The organism is Limosilactobacillus portuensis (assembly GCF_028607025.1).
GTDB lineage: Bacteria > Bacillota > Bacilli > Lactobacillales > Lactobacillaceae > Limosilactobacillus > Limosilactobacillus portuensis.
The window spans coordinates 1,062,061-1,082,548 of the sequence record NZ_CP117296.1; the positions used below are offsets into that span (position 1 = coordinate 1,062,061).

General features: G+C 41.2%; 19 protein-coding genes, 1 tRNA gene and 1 other annotated feature. Of the genes, 3 read left to right on the plus strand and 17 right to left on the minus strand.

Going from position 1 to position 20,488, the window contains the following annotated elements:
* The first annotated feature begins 348 nt into the window (after positions 1–348).
* Positions 349–840, plus strand: a complete 492-nt coding sequence (locus PRK60_RS05340; protein ID WP_273645734.1) for a DUF805 domain-containing protein — start codon at positions 349–351, stop codon at positions 838–840.
* A 59-nt stretch (positions 841–899) separates the two neighbouring features.
* On the opposite strand, the gene PRK60_RS05345 is transcribed toward PRK60_RS05340, so the two are convergent.
* Both PRK60_RS05345 and PRK60_RS05350 read right to left on the minus strand, forming a co-directional pair.
* Positions 900–1,844 (minus strand): IS3 family transposase, encoded by a 945-nt coding sequence (locus PRK60_RS05345; RefSeq protein ID WP_144356498.1) that lies wholly within the window; start codon positions 1,842–1,844, stop codon positions 900–902.
* The gene (locus PRK60_RS05350) at positions 1,796–2,329 is read right to left on the minus strand and encodes a helix-turn-helix domain-containing protein (RefSeq protein ID WP_102169382.1); all 534 of its coding nucleotides are present in this window, start codon (positions 2,327–2,329) and stop codon (positions 1,796–1,798) included. The genes PRK60_RS05345 and PRK60_RS05350 overlap by 49 nt, the downstream gene beginning before the upstream one ends.
* Before the next feature lie 224 nt (positions 2,330–2,553).
* Here PRK60_RS05350 and PRK60_RS05355 point away from each other — a divergent pair, with 224 nt between their 5' ends.
* On the plus strand, positions 2,554–3,342 hold the full coding sequence (locus tag PRK60_RS05355) for an acetoin reductase (RefSeq protein WP_273645735.1): 789 nt from the start codon (positions 2,554–2,556) through the stop codon (positions 3,340–3,342).
* A 122-nt stretch (positions 3,343–3,464) separates the two neighbouring features.
* Here PRK60_RS05355 and PRK60_RS05360 read toward each other — a convergent pair whose 3' ends face one another.
* The 10 genes from PRK60_RS05360 to uvrC form a co-directional block, all read right to left on the minus strand.
* Positions 3,465–4,289, minus strand: coding sequence for an amino acid ABC transporter substrate-binding protein (locus tag PRK60_RS05360; RefSeq protein ID WP_273646438.1), 825 nt, complete (start codon positions 4,287–4,289; stop codon positions 3,465–3,467).
* A 91-nt stretch (positions 4,290–4,380) separates the two neighbouring features.
* Positions 4,381–4,719, minus strand: a binding site (T-box leader).
* Between the two features lie 54 nt (positions 4,720–4,773).
* Positions 4,774–5,910: an ArgE/DapE family deacylase gene (locus tag PRK60_RS05365; RefSeq protein WP_102169081.1), complete on the minus strand. Its 1,137-nt coding sequence runs from the start codon at positions 5,908–5,910 to the stop codon at positions 4,774–4,776.
* A gap of 230 nt (positions 5,911–6,140) precedes the next feature.
* Positions 6,141–6,229 (minus strand) — tRNA-Ser (locus PRK60_RS05370).
* 69 nt (positions 6,230–6,298) lie between these two features.
* A complete protein-coding gene (locus PRK60_RS05375; protein ID WP_273645736.1) occupies positions 6,299–6,910 on the minus strand; it encodes a DUF308 domain-containing protein in 612 nt (203 codons plus the stop codon).
* A 24-nt stretch (positions 6,911–6,934) separates the two neighbouring features.
* Positions 6,935–7,453: an adenine phosphoribosyltransferase gene (locus tag PRK60_RS05380; RefSeq protein ID WP_273645737.1), complete on the minus strand. Its 519-nt coding sequence runs from the start codon at positions 7,451–7,453 to the stop codon at positions 6,935–6,937.
* A gap of 18 nt (positions 7,454–7,471) precedes the next feature.
* The gene (recJ, locus tag PRK60_RS05385) at positions 7,472–9,796 is read right to left on the minus strand and encodes a single-stranded-DNA-specific exonuclease RecJ (protein WP_178695415.1); all 2,325 of its coding nucleotides are present in this window, start codon (positions 9,794–9,796) and stop codon (positions 7,472–7,474) included.
* Between the two features lie 83 nt (positions 9,797–9,879).
* Positions 9,880–10,713 (minus strand): SDR family NAD(P)-dependent oxidoreductase, encoded by an 834-nt coding sequence (locus PRK60_RS05390; protein WP_102169077.1) that lies wholly within the window; start codon positions 10,711–10,713, stop codon positions 9,880–9,882.
* Positions 10,714–10,738: 25 nt separating this feature from the next.
* Entirely contained in the window at positions 10,739–11,668 is a 930-nt protein-coding gene (gene rnz / locus PRK60_RS05395; RefSeq protein ID WP_102169076.1) for a ribonuclease Z, read from the minus strand.
* A 33-nt stretch (positions 11,669–11,701) separates the two neighbouring features.
* Positions 11,702–13,015, minus strand: a complete 1,314-nt coding sequence (obgE, locus tag PRK60_RS05400) for a GTPase ObgE (protein WP_273645738.1) — start codon at positions 13,013–13,015, stop codon at positions 11,702–11,704.
* A 65-nt stretch (positions 13,016–13,080) separates the two neighbouring features.
* Complete coding sequence (gene uvrC, locus PRK60_RS05405; protein WP_273645739.1) at positions 13,081–14,892, minus strand: excinuclease ABC subunit UvrC; 1,812 nt, start codon at positions 14,890–14,892, stop codon at positions 13,081–13,083.
* 137 nt (positions 14,893–15,029) lie between these two features.
* Here uvrC and PRK60_RS05410 point away from each other — a divergent pair, with 137 nt between their 5' ends.
* Positions 15,030–15,170, plus strand: a complete 141-nt coding sequence (locus PRK60_RS05410) for an SPJ_0845 family protein (RefSeq protein WP_178695411.1) — start codon at positions 15,030–15,032, stop codon at positions 15,168–15,170.
* A gap of 57 nt (positions 15,171–15,227) precedes the next feature.
* On the opposite strand, the gene PRK60_RS05415 is transcribed toward PRK60_RS05410, so the two are convergent.
* From PRK60_RS05415 to tuf, 5 genes are all read right to left on the minus strand, one after another.
* Positions 15,228–15,527 carry a nucleoside triphosphate pyrophosphohydrolase family protein gene (locus PRK60_RS05415; RefSeq protein WP_003716887.1) on the minus strand — a complete coding sequence of 100 codons (300 nt, stop codon included), beginning with the start codon at positions 15,525–15,527 and terminating at the stop codon, positions 15,228–15,230.
* Positions 15,527–16,123: a ribosome biogenesis GTP-binding protein YihA/YsxC gene (yihA, locus tag PRK60_RS05420; RefSeq protein ID WP_102169073.1), complete on the minus strand. Its 597-nt coding sequence runs from the start codon at positions 16,121–16,123 to the stop codon at positions 15,527–15,529. The genes PRK60_RS05415 and yihA overlap by 1 nt, the downstream gene beginning before the upstream one ends.
* A 24-nt stretch (positions 16,124–16,147) precedes the next feature.
* Positions 16,148–17,401, minus strand: a complete 1,254-nt coding sequence (gene clpX / locus PRK60_RS05425) for an ATP-dependent Clp protease ATP-binding subunit ClpX (RefSeq protein WP_273645740.1) — start codon at positions 17,399–17,401, stop codon at positions 16,148–16,150.
* A gap of 248 nt (positions 17,402–17,649) precedes the next feature.
* Positions 17,650–18,966, minus strand: a complete 1,317-nt coding sequence (gene tig, locus PRK60_RS05430) for a trigger factor (RefSeq protein WP_273645741.1) — start codon at positions 18,964–18,966, stop codon at positions 17,650–17,652.
* Positions 18,967–19,149: 183 nt separating this feature from the next.
* Entirely contained in the window at positions 19,150–20,340 is a 1,191-nt protein-coding gene (tuf, locus tag PRK60_RS05435; RefSeq protein WP_102169071.1) for an elongation factor Tu, read from the minus strand.
* Positions 20,341–20,488: the final 148 nt, after the last annotated feature.

Sequence of the window (20,488 nt, forward strand, 5' to 3'; positions counted from 1 at the left end):
CCAAAATAAACTGCCACCCAAGTTATTAACTCAGGTGACAGTTTTTAAGTTACTGCTATATTTTATTCTTTATTTTGAATGCTTTTTGGCAAAAATGCATACGGGTAAGGCAATTGCGCTGCTAATCAAACTAACAGCCGCAATTTTTTGCTTTTTAGAAAGTGGCTTTTTAGCAATTTTCATTAAAATCAGCTCCTTTATATAAAAATCCAATACCTTTCCTTCCCATACTTATATTCTAGTGTGAATACAGAATAATATAAACTGATATGCATTAGGGAGGTTTTTAATAATTAAGGCCTCCATTAATATGCTATAGTAAATATAATGATTAGGAGGAATGTAATTATGTTAAAGGCTTACAAATATTATTGGGAAAATGCATTTAAATATCAGACAACCTCAACCAGAGCGGATTACTGGTGGGCAGTGTTAATGAACGTCATTATTTATGCTATTTTATGGCTTCTACTAGCCGCTTCTGGGGTTTCATCAATTGGCTCCTTGGTAAACGGGACAACCCAAGGACTGGGGATGGTACTAATCATCGTAGTTATCATGGGAGTTTTCGGGTTTGCTAATATCTTCCCCGCAATTTCAATCACTGTTCGTCGGCTTCGGGATGTCGGCCTTTCCGGTTGGTTCCTGTTTGCCGTTTGGCTCCTTTCAGTTGTTTTAGGAAACGTTGATAACGCATTTTGCGAAGGACTGATGGCTGCTTTAGAAATCGTTGTATTGGTTTTCATGTGTTTACCAAGCAACTATATTAATAAGCAAGGCTGGTGGAGCCCAAATAAGGATAATGATCAAGAGGTTCCTAGCTTACGTAATGAAAATTAATTTAAGAATGAACCCAAGCGTTGTGAAGTGCAACAAAAAAGTTAGACAAAATTGATTATTTAAGCTACCAAGGTATGATTTCGGTATTCAACCGGAGTCATACCTTTTGTTTTTAAGGAGATACGTTGGTAATTAAAGTAATGAATGTATTGAGCTGAGAGTGATTTTAATTCAGCTAAGTCTTTACATGGTGGGAAACCATCTAATAACTCTGTCTTAAACAGGTGAAAGAAACTCTCCATTGGTGCGTTATCATGACAATTTCCCTTACGGGACATACTTTGAATAAAGTGATTATCAGCTAACTTTTGGGTATAGTACCCCAGTTGATAGTGCCACCCCTGATCAGAATGAATAATTGGTTGAGCATTATCAGGCAGCTTTGTACATAGCTCGTTGAGAGTAGCGGTAATCAACTGTCGATCAGGATGTTGACTCAATTGGAAGGCTAAAACTTCCTTACTGGCTTCATCGATAATTGAGGAAATATAAGCCCAACTGTGATTAGCTAAGCGAACTTGAGAAACATCTGTGTGGAGGACTTGATAAGGAATGGTGGCCTGAAATTGTTGTTTTAGTAGATTATCCGCAACTGTGCCCACATTACCTTCATAAGATGAGTATTTACCACTACGGTGGCGATTATACAGTGCCACTTGAACATCTAATTTCGCCATCAACTTGTTCACCGTCATGTCCGCCAAATGAATGCCCATTGCCCGCAGTTTTTGGTTCACGCGACGATAACCGTAGGTCCATCGTCCGCGGACTTGCCCTTCTTTAGCCACGCTAAGAATCACTTGCTTAACACTCGCATATTTATCATGATGGTTAGCGATGCGCTTGCGCTCATCATGGTAAGTAGCCTTAGGAAGGTTGATTTTATGGAGAATGTCACCAATCTTATAGCGATATTTCTTCGGTAGCGATGCTTGATCTGCCCTGATCTGATCAACTATTTGCGTTTTCTCTTTGCCTTGGAGGGTCCGAACAGGGCCAACGATTTTTTTAAGATGTCACGTTCCAATTTTGTGTCATAGAGTTCTTGGCTTTTCTTGGCAAGTTCTTCTTTTAAACGTTCCACTTCAGTCTTATTAGTAAGACGACGAAGTCGTTTCTTAGTATGTTTCACCTTTGACGGCCTACCTTTCGGGTGAGGTTTCAAGGCTTCAATACCATCTCGCTTGAACTGTGACCGCCAAAGTGAAATTTGGCACGCTTGCACGTCAAATCGAGCCGCTACTTTAACCATCGATTCCTCATGAGTTTGGTAGTAGTCTATCACACTCAACTTAAAATCTGCGGTAAGGGTTCGTGGATGACGACGCCGTTTCAAGGCGTCTATCCCACTTAAGCGATATCTTTGAATCCATTTCCTGATCAGTCGGCTACTGATACTGTATTTGCGCCCCAAGGCTCGAGAACTTTGTGGAGTAGTCAGATATTCGTGGACAATTTTAGCTTTAAAGTCAGGTTTGTATTTAGTCATAAAAAGTGACGCTTGGGTTTTTGTTTTAAAGTTGATTCATGTAGAGATAGTTTAAGCGATGGACGTCTTCATTTGGCATTATCATCTTAAAGTGAAGCGTGAAAAGCTTCCAATTAACTCAAATAGAACATCAAATTTAAAACGCTTTCTATCCATTTTAACTATTTTGTGCAATAATAAACTTGTTGATTGATACTCTGTGAATCATAAAAGGAGATCTTAGTATGGTTGAAGAACAAAAAGTCGCTGTTATTACTGGTAGTAGTCGTGGTATTGGTAAAGGAATTGCCGAACAACTCGGTAAAGATGGCTATGCAATGGTTATTAATGGCTACCATAAAGACGAAACCGATAAAACTACTAAGGAATTAGCTGATAAGGGATTTAAAGTTGTTTCTGCGCCAGGTGATGTTTCCAAGAAGAGTACTCACGAAATGCTTGTTAAGACAGCCGTTGATAACTTTGGTCGTCTTGATACTTACATTAATAATGCAGGGATTGCTCAAATTTGCAACTTACTTGACGAATCTGCAGAAGACTTCCATAAGATCTATGCAACAAATGTTGACAGTGTTCTCTTTGGCATTCAAGCAGCTGCCGAACAATTTAAGAAGCAAGATGATGGCGATAAAATTCGTAAGATTATCAACGCCTCAAGTATTGCTGGACATATTGGTTATGAACAACTCGGTGCCTACTCTTCAACTAAGTTTGCTATCCGTGGTTTAACTCAAGTTGCTGCTAAAGAATTAGCTAAGTTTAACATCACCGTTAATGCATATTGCCCTGGTATCGTTGGTACTGATATGTGGGACTTCATCGACGAAAAGATGGTGGAAGAAAACGGCGGTGAAAAAGGTCAATACCTAAAGGCAGCCATCGACGGAATCGCCCTTGGTCGTGTCGAGCACCCATCAGATGTTGCTAACTTTGTATCTTACCTTGCTTCAACCAAATCCGACTACATGACCGGTCAAGCAGTCCAAATCGACGGTGGGGTTCAATTTATTTAATTAAGTTTTACGGATGCGTCTCCATAGAATTTTAAATATTACAATAGCGGCTTGATTACAGAATTTTTCTGTAATCAAGCCACTTTCTATTTGTATAAGCACGATTTAAAATTTAATTACTACTAATTCCGAAACTCCTTCGTCGATCCCAAATAATTAGAATCAATTCCTAACCATTTTTCATTAATTCGTCGAAGGGTCCCGTCTTTTTGCAGGACGCCAAGAGCATAATTGATCTTCTTTACTAATGTTCGGTCCCCCTTGCGCATCCCGACGGCAACCCGATCTTGCGGAAAGACATTACTACCAATAAGCTTATATTGGTTAGTCTTAGCTAAATTTTTCGCATAATAACCAGCATCAATCGTTCCGGCAAGAACTCCTTGTGTCCGTCCTGCTTTTAAATCCATAAAGGCAGAGTTGTTATCCTGATAAATGATTGGCGACCCGCTAATATACCTTTTTAGCAACCGTGGGTACTTATTGAAGTCAGTAAAAGCTGTCGAGCCTTCTTGAAGACCAAGCTTTTCCCCCTGCATATCCTTGAAGCTATTAATTCCCGAGTTCTTTTTAACGACCAGTGACTGTCCAGAACGTTCATAAACCCGGCTAAAGGCTTCCTTTTTCTGCCGTTCTGGAGTTGCGGTATAGCCATTCCAAATTACGTCAATCGTTCCATTCTTTAATTCGGTTTCTTTCATTGACCAGTCGATCGATTGAAAGTTAGCCTTTAACCCGAGCACTTTGCAGACTGCTCGCGAAAGATCAACGTCATAGCCAACTAATTTCCCGTTTTTCTGGCGAAAGTCCATTGGTACAAAGCTATCATCAACCCCGATATTGAGCTGACCTGATTTCTTAATCCGTGACCATTGATCAACGTGATTAGCACGGTAATTAGGATTAGCAGACTTTTTGCAGCCAGCAATTGGTAATAGAGCAATCATTAAGGTTAATGCGATTAGTATGCGAATAAGTCGTTGTGTTCTCATGACTATTTCCCTCCTAAATAAAAAAGCCCTCCAAAGCATCATTGCTTTAGAGGACGCGAATGCGCGGTTCCACCCCACTTTTCGATCACCTCACGATAACCGACTCACTAAGTTCGTTGATTAAACAAAAAACGCCTTCGCTACCACATTAATGGTAACGAGGGCGTTGCCGCGGTCCCACCTCGTCCTTGCTGCTTTCTCACAAAAACAACCTTAATAAGTTCAATCAATAAACTCTTGGCGATAACGGGCTCCCCGGTCATTCCTACTTTTTTCAGAAATTCAACTAGCAGATGTGTTTCCTAGAGTCATTTGGTTAGCATCCCATCAATCGCTAACTCTCTAAACAAAATTCCCTAGTACTAATTCTGTTGATCGTTTTTGAATATTGGTTATTACTATAGTCTAATTTCTTATAAAGTCAACAAATTTATTAAAATTAAATTAGAAATTTTTCAGCAATCTGTTGATAAATCGTCGGTGCTTGTAAAAAATCATCAACTAAAAGGTGTTCGTTAATCTGGTGAGATTGGCGATCATCCCCTGGTCCATACTCAACGAACGAAAACGGCCTTTCAGCTAATGAATACCGAGAAGCATCGGTTGCCCCGTGTGAAACAATCACCTTTGGCTTACTTCCCTTGGTAGCCGCAACCGCATCACTAACAAGATTGATGAACGGATCATGCGGATCAGTTACGACTGGTGCAAAGCTAGCAACTACTTTAAGACGTAGCTGGGCACCCTGCTTATTCAGCTGATCGATAATTTTTTGCAATCGTGCTTGCGTCTCTTTATTATCACACTCAGGAACGGTCCGCACATTTCCCTTCAAGTAAGCATAATCCGGAATCGAATTTAATTGCTCACCACCATGAAAGACGGTTACCGAGTGAATCACCTTACCAAGAACGGGACTCGGTTGAGCATCAGCAAAGGCAGTTCGTTCACCATCAATAAAGCGGGCCAAATTTGCTACCGCGTTAATACCTAAATCAGGACGTGAACTGTGCGCCGTCTTGCCAAAAGATTCAATTTTATAATCAAATGAACCACAGTGAGCATATTCAAGCTGGTTTGAACTGGCTTCACCCATTACCATGGCATCCAAATCATCGGCGTATCCCTTTTGCGTTAACAACATCGATCCCTGACCACCAACTTCTTCATCAACCGAAAGTAATAAGCGAACCTTACCATGCTTTGGCAGTCCTGCTTCTTTCATCTGAATTAAGCTAATGACCATGGCTGTTAGACCACCCTTCATGTCCACCGAACCACGACCGTAAATATTACCATTGACGATTTTCCCTGAGAAAGGCGGGTATTGCCATTTTGCTGGATCACCAGTCGCTACCGTATCCATGTGCCCAGCAAAAGCCAGCACTTTCCCGGGTTGATCACCGATCTCAGCTACTAAGCATGTCCGCTTATCCGCAAACTTAACCAATTGACTATCAATATGATGTTGGGCAAGCACCTCTTTCAAATATCCGGCCAAAGGTTGTTCATTGCCATTAACGGTATTAAACTGAATTACCTTTTGTAACAAGGCAATTTTTGCTTGGTCATCCATTGTCCCACTCCTTTCTCATTAATTTTTAATATTAAACACTGTACTCTTAATTAATGGGTTTGTAAAGCATGAGCAATTTTCTTTTTTACAAGAAATCCCAAAATAACGAGTTTAATCGTTATCTTAGATAATATATCATCTTCTATTTCACACAAAAATTAAGAAGTGATGATTTGATGTACAAACAAAAAGAGAACCCTTGTATATCAAGGATCCTCTTTGCTATATAAAGGAGAGTACAGGATTTGAACCTGCGCGCCCGCTCTACACGGGTTCGCCGGATTTCGAGTCCGGTGCATTACCACTCTGCCAACTCTCCATGATTGGTTATTCAGAATAAAACCGAACAACCAAATTGTATCAAAATTGTGTTCCACAGTAAAGGTAATTATTGATTTGCAATATCATAAGTTGTCTTGCCATTCTTTGCTGTGTACATGGCCTGACTATCATCAGCGGGATTCATGATACTAAGTGAGTAATCATCCCCGATTGCCTTATCAATATCCTTAGAGTTTTTCTTGAAAGAACTTGTTAACTTGCTCCAACCCATTTGTTCAGCTTGGCTAGGATCTTGAGCTAACTGCTTAAGTGCATTAACAGTATCATCATCCGTTGGCGTTACCTTGTAGGTCTTAGTTTTGCTATCAAAAGAAACATCACCAAACTTGGAATATCCCTTTTGGAGCTGACGTAAGATTGCCATTTCCTTATTTTCTTGAGAAGCTGAACCAGTTTCGGAACCGATATTAGCCTTATTAGAAAATGATGACATACTCCCACTATTACTTGTAACCTGAGAAGATTGAGCTTCAGATGAAGAATGTTGCTTACTCCGGTTAAATGCTGGAAGATTAATTACACCATATATTACAGCAGCTAAGCTAAGAACAACGATGATCGTTCCACCCTTCCATTCACGGTATTGTTGCCATGAATTAGCAAGGTAAAAACCACCTAAGATTAACATTAAGCCACCAAAAACAATCAAGAAAATCATTAATAAATACCCCTATTTTTGATACTAAAACTCCATTAATGCTTTCATGTCATAGTCTTTAATCTTTTCCCGACCATGTAAATCTTTCAATTCGATTAAGAAGGCACAACCAACGACAATTCCACCAAGTTCTTCAACCATTTTAATAGTTGCGGAAATGGTACCACCAGTAGCTAAAAGATCATCAACAACTAATACCCGTTGACCTGGCTTAATAGAATCGGCTTCCATTTGCAAGGTTGCTTCGTCGTATTCTAGATCATAGGTGGCACTAACAGCCTTCCGGGGAAGCTTGCCCTTTTTTCGTGCTGGTGCAAACCCAACTTGCAATTCACGAGCAATTGGACAACCAACGATGAATCCCCGTGCTTCTGGTCCCACAACCATATCAACCTTTTTGTCCTTAGCGTATTCACAAAGCTCGTCAGTTGCTTGCTTAAACGCTGCACCATTCGCCATTAATGGTAAAATGTCCCGAAAAATTACGCCCTTTTCAGGAAAATCTGGGACACTCGCAACGTACTTGTAGAGGTCTAAAGTCATAAGAAAAAATTGTCTCCTTTAATGTATGTTTAGACAGTTCAATACCCACTTTGCCAGAGCCTTACTATCACTAAATAACAGCACTTGTTCTGCCTGATATTGAGCAACGCGTCGCTGGTATGGGCTTGTTTCTTTTATGTCAGTTTTATTTACGTCACTGACAGGTTTTAAAATACCATCTTTTATTGTAACAAATCCGGCCGCAGAAAACACTCTTAACATAAAAATTAATCGGTCAGCATTAATTTTTAGCTGGGAACTTAACTGGTTTAATTGCCGATTCAAGTCAATTTGAGTCGTTCTCACTACTAGACGATATAAGCGGGCAAATTCATCCCGAACGGGCATCCCGCTTAAATAAACGCTGTGAGGCTGAAAAAGCAGTAGCCGAATCAGTGAAGGTGCCTGCTGATCATTACTAAATAACTTTTCAAATTCTTCAAGGTTCGATGGGCAATCAACAATTGTTACTCGTTGAGCAGAAAAGTCAGTCTGGGCTGCTTCAGCAGGTGATAATGCACTCCCCTCTGGTAAATGTGGCTGAATATTATCGCGCAGCTTTTTGTCAAACGCAATGTAATATCCCGTCTCATTAAAGAGTTGCGGATTTAGTTTGTTGGTTCGCTGATCAATAATTACTGGACTATCGATGCTAATATCCTCTAACATCAACTGAACCGTTCGTTTTCCCCGCCACTCATTAATTGAGAGTTTAACTGCCAGCTTAATTTGACTTGCCATCGCTGCTTTTAAAACTGCAGCAAGTTTCCCCTTACCAAACGCAATTACCGTAACCTGAGACTGTGGACCGCCCACCATAAATTTCAGGTGTGAGTTATCCTTCCCCATAGTGACAATGCTATTAATTTGATCCGGCTGTAATTCAAAGACTGGCTGTTCATTTCCCGGACCAAACGGCGAAAGACTCACTAACTGGTCATATAATTGCATATTTATTTCAGCAGGACTAATCGAAGCAGCAATTTCCAATGGTTGCTTTTTCTTTCCATCAAAATGCTGGTTTTCTGCCTCACTAATTAAAACATCTCGTAATTTTTCGCCATTTTCAGTCGCAAAACCTAAACCACAAGCAGCTGGGTGACCACCGAATGAAGTCATTAGATCCCGATGACCATCCAGGGCGGCAAACAGGTTAAAGCCATCTACGCTTCGGCCAGAACCCTTAGCAATCTTTTGGTCATCATTTGTACTAGCTACAATGGTTGGTTTCCCCGTTTGATCCATTAAGCGACTTGCAACAATGCCTAAAACTCCCTGATGCCAGTCATGACCAATCACCAACAATACCGGTTGATCCTGAGGTAACCGCTCAACCTGCTGCTGAGCCTCTCCCATGATCTCATTCACCAGCTCCTGGCGCTTGCTATTAGCTTGGTCAACTGCCTTTGCCAATTTAGTTGCGCGATCCTCATCAAGGGTCGTTAACAGTTCAACGCCCTCATTAGCATCAGCAATCCGCCCTAACGCGTTTAACCGTGGGGCAATTACAAAACCGATATCCTGATCAGTCAAGGACTGTTCACTAATCCCTGCTTCTTTAACTAGCGCATGTAGTCCCGGACGCATCCCCTGACGAAGTTCTTGAATTCCCATCATAATTAGCGGCCGATTCTCATCACCAACACTAACGACATCAGCAATTTCACCAATTGCAACCAGATCAAGCAGCTCTTCTGGAAATTCATCCAGCAACGCCCACGCTACTTTAAACGCTACGCCAACCCCAGATAGATCAGTAAACGGGTAATTACTTCCCGGGTAACGCGGGTGCACAATCGCGTAAGCATTAGGCAAGTCTTCGGGCATCTCGTGGTGGTCCGTTACAATAACGTCGATCCCCTGCTTGATAACCGGATCGATGACTGCCTTACCACTTACCCCGTTATCAACGGTAATGATCAATGTTGTTCCCTGATCAATTATTTTTTGATATGCTTCTGCATTTGGTCCATAACCGTCACGAAAACGGTTGGGAACATAATAATTAACGTTAGCGCCAACATCCTGGAGGACTTCATACATCAGGGCAGTACTGGTAATCCCATCAGCATCATAATCACCATAAACGGTTATTTGTTCTCCTGCTGCTACCGCTTTTTGAATCCGTTCAACAGCCTTATCCATATCATGAAGTTGGTGCGGATCATGAACTGCTTGCATCGACGGTTGAATAAAACGATGAGCCTCTTCTGGAGTAGTAATTCCTCGTTCTGCTAACAATCGTGCAATCACAGGACTAATCCCTAATTCTTGACTCAATCGCCCCACTATTTGCTTATCTGGTGCTGCTATCCGTTGCCAATCATACTGTGCTTCTACCATTCAAATCACCATTCGTTTTTAAAATCAAGAGAGGAGTGAGACTGACAATTTTGATCGTCCCACCCCATTGCCTGGAGAGTTAATTATAGTTCTTTCTTGTTTTGCTGAAAATCAAAGAACTTTTTGATTGCCCAATCACCGAGACCAGGAATAATTCCATATATCCAGCTTAGGCAGGTTACATACCCTGGAAGATTGATTTCCCGTGTCTTGTAGCCAACGTTATCCCAGATTTGTTCAGCAAGCTTATCTGGAGAAATAAACATCCACTTTGGCAAGTGGGCCCGATATTTTCCCTGAGTATCCGCCTTTTCAAAAAATGGGGTATTAATTGGTCCAGGATTAACCGTTAAAACCTGCACACCATAGTCAGCAACTTCCATTCGTAAGACGTTATCAAACTGATTGACTCCTGCTTTAGTGGCGGAGTATGCCGCACTATTCGGTGTTGGAATTTTTCCGGCCATTGAACCAAGATTGATAATTGCCCCATAACCCTGATCCATCATTTGGCGGGCGACACAACGACTAATGTACATTAGAGCAAGGAGGTTAACATCAGTCATTCGTTTAAGCGTTGCGAACGATTCACCAGTTGCTGGTGAGAAATCTCCCAGACCAGCCGAATTAACAAGAGCATCAATTCCCCCAACCTCATGCTGAATTTGAGATAAAACAGCATCAATTTGGTCAGGATCAGTAACATCTAGCTGGTAAGAAAAGGCAGGTCGACCAGATAAAATCAAGCACTGGTTAGCAACTTTTTCCAAGCGCTTTTGATCCCGTGCTACCACAATCACAATTGCTCCCCGCCGCGCTGCTTCAAGAGCCAATGCCTTGCCGATTCCACTATCGCCACCAGTTATCAAAACTACCTTGTTTTTTAAGAATCGTAGTTGCTTAAACCTTTTCTTCATCTTAAGGACCTCCTTGCTAGTCTACTTATTTTTTAAATGGGACATCAATCACATCAAAGTCATTTACTACCCTCGTGTCTGGTACAACATCACGGACCTGGTATGCTAACTGGTATGCCGCTTTCCCTGTATACCGTGCTGAAATATGGGTCAACAATAACTTCTTTGCGCCTGCCTGCTTGGCAACCTCCGCCGCTTGGAGACTCGTTGAGTGATAGTAATTGTGCGCCATTTTGGCCTCATTTTTAGCAAACGTACTTTCATGCACGAGAACGTCCGCTTGATGAGCAAGGACTACCGCGTTAGGCGTTTGCCGTGTGTCGCCAAGAATTGCGATAATTCGCCCTGGTTGCGGTTTTCCAATATAGTTTCTCCCATCAATTACTCTCCCATCGTCAAGCTTAACTGTCTTTCCTGCTTTTAATTGACCGTAGATTGGCCCAGAAGGAATATTATCTTGACGTAACTTATCTACTTGCAGCTCACCAGGATGATCAGCCTCTTCAATCCGGTAGCCGTAGCAAGCAATCTTATGGTCAAGTGACATCGTTGTTACTTTAAAGCCGCGATCGTTAAATAATTCTTGACTATGATCAATTTCAACGAATTTCAGAGGATAACTTAGTCGTGATTCACTCACCTGAAGGGCCGTTATCACAAACTTTTTAATTCCCACCGGTCCATAAATTGTTAACGGCTCATTTCCACCCTGAAATGACCGTGAACTTAAGAATCCTGGTAAGCCAAAAATATGGTCGCCGTGAAGGTGGGTAATAAAGATCTTTGTTACCTTTCTTGGGCGAATCGTCGTGTGAAGAATTTGGTGTTGGGTTGCTTCTCCCGCATCAAATAACCAAATTTCATTTAACTCTTCTAATAATTTCAAGGCAACACTAGTAACGTTTCGCTGCTTACTTGGTGAGCCGGCTCCAGTTCCTAAAAATTCAAGCTGCATGCTTTTTCCTCAATTCCTTCTGATTTTTATTTATTATTGTACAAATTCAAAGACAAATTTATCGATCCGGACAGTATCACCGTCTTGAATTCCCTTAGCCCGTAATGCTTCATCAACTCCCATATGACGAAGCTGACGAGCAAATCGTAACTGACTTTCTTCATGGGTTAGATCGGTCATCTTGAATAAGCGGAGAAGCTTTTCACCGCCAAGAACCCAAGTACCATCTTCATCACGACTAATGGTAAAGGCTGCCTGATCTTTTTCTGGTGCTTCAGCCTTGTAAGTTGCCTCAAGTTGTTCGTCATGACTTTCACTATCGAATGCTGGCGTCTTATCGAGCAGGTCAGCAGTTAATTGCATTAGTTGTTGAACTCCCTGATGAGTAACTGCTGAAATTGGAAAAATTTCAGGCTGCTTTGCTAGTGTCTTGTCAGCTACCAAGTCTTTCTTAAAGGCGGCTAGATTCTTTTCAGCATTTGGCAAATCCATCTTCGTTGCGACGACAATTTGTGGGCGCTTCAAAAGCTCTGGATCGTAGTTAGCTAATTCATGATTAATCTTCTTAAATCGCTCAATCGCTTGCTTTGGATCATCACTGCTCATATCGACCAGGTGAAGAAGGACCCGCGTCCGTTCAATATGACGAAGAAACTTCAAGCCAAGGCCAACACCCTTAGAAGCTCCTTCAATCAATCCTGGCATGTCAGCCATTGCAAAGTCACGACCATCAGGCAATAGGACCATCCCTAAGTTAGGAACTAATGTCGTAAATTCATAGGCCGCAATTTTCGGCTTAGCGCCAGTAACAACCGATAATAGGGTCGACTTACCAACTGATGGAAAGCCAACTAAGCCGACATCAGCAAGCATTTTCAATTCAAGTTCGAGATAGCGATCCTGTCCTGGTTCGCCATTTTCGGCAATTTCAGGAGCTGGGTTCTTCGCACTGGCAAAGTGAATATTACCACGACCTCCACGGCCACCCTTGGCAACTACCAAGGTTTGACCATTCTCAACAAGGTCGCCAATGATTTTACCAGTATCCAAGTCCCGAACCGTTGTCCCTTGAGGCACGCTAATAACAGTGTCTTCTGCACTCGGACCGGTCATCTGCTTACTCATCCCGTTGCCACCGTTTTTTGCTTTAAAAATTCGGTAATAACGAAAGTCCATTAATGTTCTTAGTCCCTCGTCAACTTTCAGGACGATATTACCGCCGTGGCCACCATCACCACCGGATGGTCCACCATTAGGGACATATTTTTCACGCCGAAAGGAAACCATTCCATTTCCGCCTTTTCCGGCATGAGCTTCAATTTTAATTTGATCAACAAAAGTATTCATAAGTTGATTTCTCCGTTCTTCTGTTCTAATTACAAGTATATTGGAAAAAATTACCAGCGTCAAAATCAATCATGACTACTACCCTTAGCTATTTCGGCGTTTCCTTGAAGAGAAACTTTAATTAGCTGGGCAGTCTTCATGTTAATTCCTAACGAATGAATATCCTCGACTGGAGCTGCAGCGATTTTGGTAATTGAACCATATTTTTGCAGCAGCTTTGTTCGGGTCCGTGGTCCGACCCCCTTAATCGCATCCAATCGTGAGGCCATCGAATGACGAGCATGAACTCGCCGGTGGAAAGTAATTGCGAAGCGGTGAACCTCATCTTGAATCCGTTGAACAAGGTAAAATCCCTGACTCCGCGGATTCAAATTAATATGTTCATCATGGTCACCAAAAAGAAGATCCGCTGTCTTGTGCTTATCATTTTTAACCATTCCAACTACTGGAATATCCAAGCCGAGTTCGTTTTCAAGCACATCTTTAACCGCGTTCATTTGAATTTCACCACCATCCATGAAGATCATGTCAGGCATTGGCTTATTTTCCTTCAGTAGTCGTGAATAACGGCGACGAATTACCTCTCGCGTACTAGCAGCTTCATCAGCATGATTAATTACACTCTTCAGTTTATATTTTCGATAAAGTTTCTTCGCTGGTTCGCCGTCAACAAAAACAACCATTGCACTAACCGGGTCAGCCCCTTGGATATGTGAGTGATCAAAGGCTTCAATCTTATGTCCTTCCGGTAGTCCTAACGCATCAGTAATTTCTTTCATTGCGCCAGTTGTCTTCTTGGTATCAAGCTCAAGAAGCCGGAACTTTTCATCAAGAGATAATTGGGCATTTTCACGTGCCATCGCCATTAAATCACGTTTTTCACCCCGTACGGGCGTTCTTACCGGTACTCCTAAAATTTCACTAATTTCTTTATTTGGGAGGCCGTTGGGCAGAAGAATTTCTTTTGGTAAAACATTATTTCGGCGATTATAAAATTGCAGAATAAAACTAGTCATTTCTTCGACATCAGTATCAACAACCGGAAATAACCGTTTTTCCCGCTTCATTAAACGCGCCTGACGAATAAAGAACACTTGGATAGACAACCAACCCTTATCCATATAGAAATTAAAGAGATCTCGCGGTGTCTTATCGTTAGAAATAATCTTCTGCTTTTCAACCGTTACTTTAATATAGTGTAACTGGTCACGAATCTCAGCCGCACGTTCAAACTCCAAATTTGCTGCTGCTTCATCCATTTGCTTGGTTAACCGACGCTTCACAGTCGCTGTATTCCCGTTTAAGAAAGACTTAATCCGCTTAATTTGCTCATCGTATTCTTCACGAGGGACAGTTTTAAAGCAGGCACCAAGGCATTGTCCCATATGGTAATACAAACACGGTCGATTTTGGTAGCCATTACAGCGCCGCAAAGGATATACTTTCTGAATGAAATGAAGGGTTTCTTCAGCAGCATAAACGTTTGGATAAGGGCCAAAGTAATAAGCACCATCCTTCTTTACCTGCCCCGTAATCATTGTCCGCGGATCCCGTTCATTGGTAATCTTGATGTACGGATAACCAGTTCCCCGTTTTAACCTAATATTAAAGTAGGGTTGGTGCTTTTGAATTAACGTAATTTCCAGTAAAAATGATTCCTTATTTGTTGAGGTCACGATCGTTTCAAAATCAGCAATCTCGGATACCATTTTCGCCACTTTTCCCGTATGCGAACTCTTAAAGTAAGAGCGAACCCGATTCTTTAAGTTTTTGGCTTTGCCGACATAGATAATCTGATCGTTAATATTCTTCATCAAATAGCAACCAGGCTTATCCGGTAATAATGCCAGTTTATGTTCAAGGTGTTCACTTGCCATAAAAATTCCTCCACTTAAATTGCTAAGTATTAATTATACGTTAAATCAAAGGAACAACGCAAAGGATCTGTCCAGATAATTGTACTTTCAGCCCTTTTTATGCTAGAGTATGAAAAAACTAGAGGAGAGTGTTGAAAATGGGACTTGTTACCCGACGCAGTACGCAATTAGATAAGCTGTTTGATCAATTTGCGGTTGATCCCAAAAAGACGAAGAAACAACCCAAAGATACTGAAAAAGATAAAGAAACAGCCAAAAAGGAAGATAATAACAAGTAATAAGTAAAGCGACAAGAATGGTGTTAGTTGAAACCACTCTTGCCGCTTTACTATTAGTTAATCCTGTTTTTTAAACCCTTGTGGATAGCGTTTATTTAATTCATTAATATTAGTCTTAGCAACTTCATCAAACGGAATATCAGCCCATTCGGCAATTTGTGAAAGGTACCAAAGAACATCACCCATTTCATGAATAAGTTGTTGACGATCTAATTTGCGACCACGGAAGGTATAGTTCTTTACCAGGTCAACTACTTGACCAGATTCGCCAGCTAACCCCAACGCACAATTAGTTAATACTTGTTCATTACCATAGAGCGTCCGTTTTGCCGCATTTTGGTATTGATCGAAATCCATTACTTTTGTTCCTCCCCAATTCGCTGTTCAATCCAATTCCACACTTGATCCTTCCCCTGCTTTTTAACGGCAGAGAATAATATCAATGGTGTCTTAGGTGTTAAGTCCAGCGTTTTGCTAATATCATTTTTTACCCGATTTCGAGCATTTGGCTTAACCTTATCAATCTTCGTCCCAACAATTAGGGTCGGAATATCATAATAAGCAAGCCACTGATACATTGAAACATCATCAGCTGTCGGTTTATGTCGACCATCAACCAATTGAATAACACCACGTAATTGTTGACGTGTTGTTAAGTATTCCTCAATCATCTTACCAAATCGTTCCCGTTCCTTTTTGGAAACTTTTGCGTAGCCATAACCAGGAACATCAACAAAGTATAGTTCATCTTCAACATTATAGAAGTTTAATGTTTGTGTTTTTCCCGGCTGGCTAGATGTATGAGCAAAGTTCCGTCGGTTAATTAGGACATTGGTTAATGACGATTTACCGACGTTCGATCGACCAACAAGTGCAATCTCCGGATAGTTAGTTGCAGGGTATTGTTTGGGTTCTACCGCACTGATCGTTAAATCAACATTATTGACTTGCACTGCCTTGCACTCACCTTTCTTAAATTATGAAGCTTCCTTTTCGCCCTTCATAACGTATCGTGGCTCCGTGTGTTGAGTTACACAACGCTTATCGATAATTACCTTCTCAACGTCCTTTCGGCTTGGCAAATCAAACATCACATCACGCATAACGCCTTCGATAATCGAACGAAGACCCCGGGCCCCGGTGTTTCGCTTAATTGCTAATTGAGCCATTGCACGTAATGCTCCATCCGTAAAGGTCAACTGACTGCCATCAAGACGAATTAATTCTTGATACTGCTTAACAAGCGCATTCTTCGGTTCAGTTAAAATCCGGACAAGATCATCTTTATCGAGCTTTTGTAATGCCGTCATTACTGGGAGCCGACCAATAAATTCTGGAATTAACCCAAATTTCAGGAGGTCTTCAGGAATAACGTGTTGCAAAATATTCTTTTCGGTAACATTAGCGGCTTCGTCGGAGTTAGTCCCAAAACCGATTGTCTTATCGCCAAGACGTTCCTTAACAATTGTCTCGATTCCATCAAATGCACCACCGACAATAAACAGGATATTCTTAGTATCAACCTGAATAAATTCTTGTTGAGGGTGTTTCCGACCACCTTGAGGAGGGACATTAGCGATGGTTCCTTCAAGGATCTTCAAGAGAGCCTGTTGAACACCTTCACCAGAAACATCACGGGTAATTGAAACATTTTCACTCTTCTTCGCGATCTTATCAATTTCATCGATATAGATAATTCCTTTTTCAGCCGCTTCAACATCGAAGTTTGCAGCCTGAAGAAGCTTTAAAATAATGTTTTCAACATCTTCACCAACATATCCTGCTTCAGTCAATGTAGTCGCATCAGCAATTGCAAACGGAACGTTTAGGATCCGTGCTAGTGATTGAGCTAAGTATGTTTTCCCCGAACCAGTTGGCCCAATTACTGCAATGTTACTCTTTTGCAATTCGGTATCATTATTATCACCAGTTGTCATTGCATTAACCCGTTTATAATGGTTATAAACCGCAACAGAAAGGGTCTTTTTAGCATCAGACTGCCCAATTACGTAGTCATCAAGCTTGCTCATGATTTCTTCAGGTGTTGGAACCTTAAATGTACTGTTCTTACGGTCCTCTTCAAGCTCCTGGTCAATAATTTCTTGGCACAGGGCAACACATTCATTACAGATGTAAACCCCCGGGCCCGCAACAATCTTTTTTACTTCATCTTGCGACTTACCACAAAATGAACAGTGGACTGAATCCATACCACTAGTATCTTCAAACATGGATTGTAGCCTCCTATTAAATATACTGCTTTAATAATAACAAACTTAACTGATTAATTCGAATGATTAGTTTACAAAAATAATCAAAATTAAATTAACACGAATATCACAGTAATACAAATGGCTTCAAGAGCCTGCCTAGTAAAAACGAACTCTTGAAGCCTATTTGCAACCACGAAAGCATGGGAAAAGTTTATTTATCCCATGCTTTTCGCGTTTAAATATTATTTAACTGATAATAGGATCGATTACTTATCTTCCTTCTTATCATCGGCCTTTTCAACTTGCTTAGCTGAATCAGTAACTAAGTCAACAGCCTTCCGAATCTTAATGTCATGTGTAAGCATGTCTTCAGACAAAGCGTTCTTAACTTGGTCTTCCTTCATGCCATATTGCTTAGCAAGGTCACTAATTTCAGCCTTAATTTCATCTTCAGTTGCAGCTAAGTCTGCATCGTCAACGATTGCTTCAAGGACTAAGTTAGTCTTAACCCGTTGTTCAGCATCAGCAGCAAATTGCTTCTTCAAATCATCTTCCTTAGTACCAGTGATTTGGAAGTACATTTGTGGGCTAATACCTTGTTGTTGCATTCCAGCTAAGTATTGTTGCATTTGACGGTTAGTGTCTTCATCCAACATTGATTGTGGAATATCTTGAATTTCGGCATTTTCAACCGCAGCGTTAATTGCTGCATCTTCAATAGTAGCCTTAGCTTGGTTGTCCTTGTTTTCTTGTAATTCCTTCTTAGTCTTGTCCTTTAATTCAGCAAGAGTATCAACATCTTCGTCAACATCCTTAGCAAAGTCATCATCAAGTTCTGGAAGTTGCTTTTCCTTGATTTCGTGAACCTTTACCTTAAAGATAGCTTCCTTACCAGCTAAGTCTTTAGCATGGTAATCTTCAGGGAATGTAACCTTAACATCAACATCATCGTCAGTGTTGTGACCAATCAATTGATCTTCAAAGCCAGGAATAAATGATCCTGAACCTAATTCAAGGGAGTAGTTGTCAGCGGAGCCACCATCAAACTTCTTGCCATCAATGCTACCTTCATAGTCGATAACAACAGTGTCACCCTTTTCGGCTGGCTTGTCTTCCTTTAATACAAGTTCTGCTTGTTGTTGACGCTTCTTTTCAAGTTCAGCGTCAACGTCAGCATCACTAACTGTAGTATCTTGCTTTGGAACTTCCATTCCCTTGTAGTCGCCAAGCTTTACTTCTGGCTTAACGTCAACACTAGCAGTTAATACCCAAGGTTGGTCCTTGTCCATGCTCTTGATATTAATTTGTGGTTGAGCAACAGGTTCAATACCAGCTTCCTTAACAGCATCACTGTAAGCTTGTGGTAATACCTTGTTTAAGGCATCTTGGTAAAGTGATTCTTCACCGTACATTTGGTCAAAAATTTGACGTGGTACCCGACCCTTACGGAAACCTGGAACAGTAATCTTCTTCTTGGTTTCTACGAAGGCTTCGTCAAGTCCCTTCTTAATAGTGTCGACATCGATTTCAAATGTCAAAGTACCTTTACTGGCGTCGCTATCGCGTTCCCATTTTGCTGACATTTTATTTCCTCCAATATACATCAGATTGACCAAACACTAATCAGGCTGGTCTTTACATACTCTACTAGTTTACCGTACGTAAGTAGTAATTGCAACTAATCAAGAAATTCGATCAGATAAAAAATTTTAAAACAAAAAAGGTTCGGAAACCGAACCTTTTTCTCACTAAAACTAATAATTAAATTAGTCTAAGATGTCGGATACAACACCGGCACCAACAGTGTGTCCACCTTCACGAATAGTGAACTTAAGACCCTTTTCAAGGGCAACTGGCTTTTGTAATTCAACAGTGAATGTTACGTTATCACCAGGCATAACCATTTCTACACCATCTGGCAATTCAATAGTACCAGTAACATCAGTTGTGTGGAAGTAGAATTGTGGACGGTAGTTTGAGAAGAATGGAGTGTGACGACCCCCTTCTTCCTTGGTCATAACATAAACTTCACCCTTGAACTTCTTGTGAGTTTGGATGGAACCTGGTTCAGCAAGAACTTGACCACGTTCGATTTGATCGTGTGAAATACCACGAAGCAATACACCAACGTTGTCCCCAGCTTCACCAAGATCAAGAGTCTTGTGGAACATTTCCAAACCAGTAACAGTTGACTTAAGAACGTCGTCAGTCAAACCAACGATTTCAACTTCGTCACCGATCTTAACAGTACCACGGTCGATACGACCAGAAGCAACAGTACCACGACCAGTAATAGTGAAGACGTCTTCGACAGGCATCATGAATGGCTTGTCAGTAGGACGCTTTGGAGTTGGGATGTAGTCATCAATAACATCCATCAAGTGAAGGATAACCTTTTCTTGTTCTGGGTCACCTTCAAGTGCCTTAAGAGCAGAACCACGAATAACTGGAACATCGTCACCAGGGAAATCGTATTCGCTAAGTAAGTCACGAACTTCCATTTCAACCAAGTCAACCAATTCATCATCGTCAACCAAGTCAGTCTTGTTCAAGAATACAACGATGTATTGAACACCAACCTGACGGGCAAGAAGAATGTGTTCACGAGTTTGTGGCATAGGACCATCAGTTGCGGCAACAACAAGGATAGCACCATCCATTTGTGCGGCACCAGTGATCATGTTCTTAACGTAGTCCGCGTGACCTGGAGCGTCGATGTGAGCATAGTGACGCTTTTCAGTTTCGTATTCAACGTGGGCAGTGTTAATAGTGATACCACGTTCCTTTTCTTCTGGAGCTGCATCGATATCAGCGTAGTCTTCAGCCTTAGCCAAGCCCTTTTCTGATAATACCTTAGTGATAGCAGCAGTTAAAGTAGTCTTCCCATGGTCAACGTGGCCAATAGTACCAATGTTTACATGGGGCTTTGTACGTTCATAATGTTCTTTTTCAGCCATTAATGAAAACCTCCTGTGAATTTACAAGTATAATGCCAGTCATTCCAAAAAAACAACTGACACACCCTTATGGATATTGTACTACTTCTTTTCGCCAATGAAAAGATTAATCAAATGGCTCTCAAGAAGAATTCTATAACATGATATC

Coding starts and splice junctions, on each gene's coding strand:
- PRK60_RS05340 (WP_273645734.1), top strand. CDS start 349: ATGTTAAAGGCTTACAAATATTATTGGGAAAATGCATTTAAATATCAG.
- PRK60_RS05350 (WP_102169382.1), bottom strand. CDS start 2,329: ATGACTAAATACAAACCTGACTTTAAAGCTAAAATTGTCCACGAATAT.
- PRK60_RS05355 (WP_273645735.1), top strand. CDS start 2,554: ATGGTTGAAGAACAAAAAGTCGCTGTTATTACTGGTAGTAGTCGTGGT.
- PRK60_RS05360 (WP_273646438.1), bottom strand. CDS start 4,289: ATGATTGCTCTATTACCAATTGCTGGCTGCAAAAAGTCTGCTAATCCT.
- PRK60_RS05365 (WP_102169081.1), bottom strand. CDS start 5,910: ATGGATGACCAAGCAAAAATTGCCTTGTTACAAAAGGTAATTCAGTTT.
- PRK60_RS05375 (WP_273645736.1), bottom strand. CDS start 6,910: ATGATTTTCTTGATTGTTTTTGGTGGCTTAATGTTAATCTTAGGTGGT.
- PRK60_RS05380 (WP_273645737.1), bottom strand. CDS start 7,453: ATGACTTTAGACCTCTACAAGTACGTTGCGAGTGTCCCAGATTTTCCT.
- recJ (WP_178695415.1), bottom strand. CDS start 9,796: ATGGTAGAAGCACAGTATGATTGGCAACGGATAGCAGCACCAGATAAG.
- PRK60_RS05390 (WP_102169077.1), bottom strand. CDS start 10,713: ATGAAGAAAAGGTTTAAGCAACTACGATTCTTAAAAAACAAGGTAGTT.
- rnz (WP_102169076.1), bottom strand. CDS start 11,668: ATGCAGCTTGAATTTTTAGGAACTGGAGCCGGCTCACCAAGTAAGCAG.
- obgE (WP_273645738.1), bottom strand. CDS start 13,015: ATGAATACTTTTGTTGATCAAATTAAAATTGAAGCTCATGCCGGAAAA.
- uvrC (WP_273645739.1), bottom strand. CDS start 14,892: ATGGCAAGTGAACACCTTGAACATAAACTGGCATTATTACCGGATAAG.
- PRK60_RS05410 (WP_178695411.1), top strand. CDS start 15,030: ATGGGACTTGTTACCCGACGCAGTACGCAATTAGATAAGCTGTTTGAT.
- PRK60_RS05415 (WP_003716887.1), bottom strand. CDS start 15,527: ATGGATTTCGATCAATACCAAAATGCGGCAAAACGGACGCTCTATGGT.
- clpX (WP_273645740.1), bottom strand. CDS start 17,401: ATGTTTGAAGATACTAGTGGTATGGATTCAGTCCACTGTTCATTTTGT.
- tig (WP_273645741.1), bottom strand. CDS start 18,966: ATGTCAGCAAAATGGGAACGCGATAGCGACGCCAGTAAAGGTACTTTG.
- tuf (WP_102169071.1), bottom strand. CDS start 20,340: ATGGCTGAAAAAGAACATTATGAACGTACAAAGCCCCATGTAAACATT.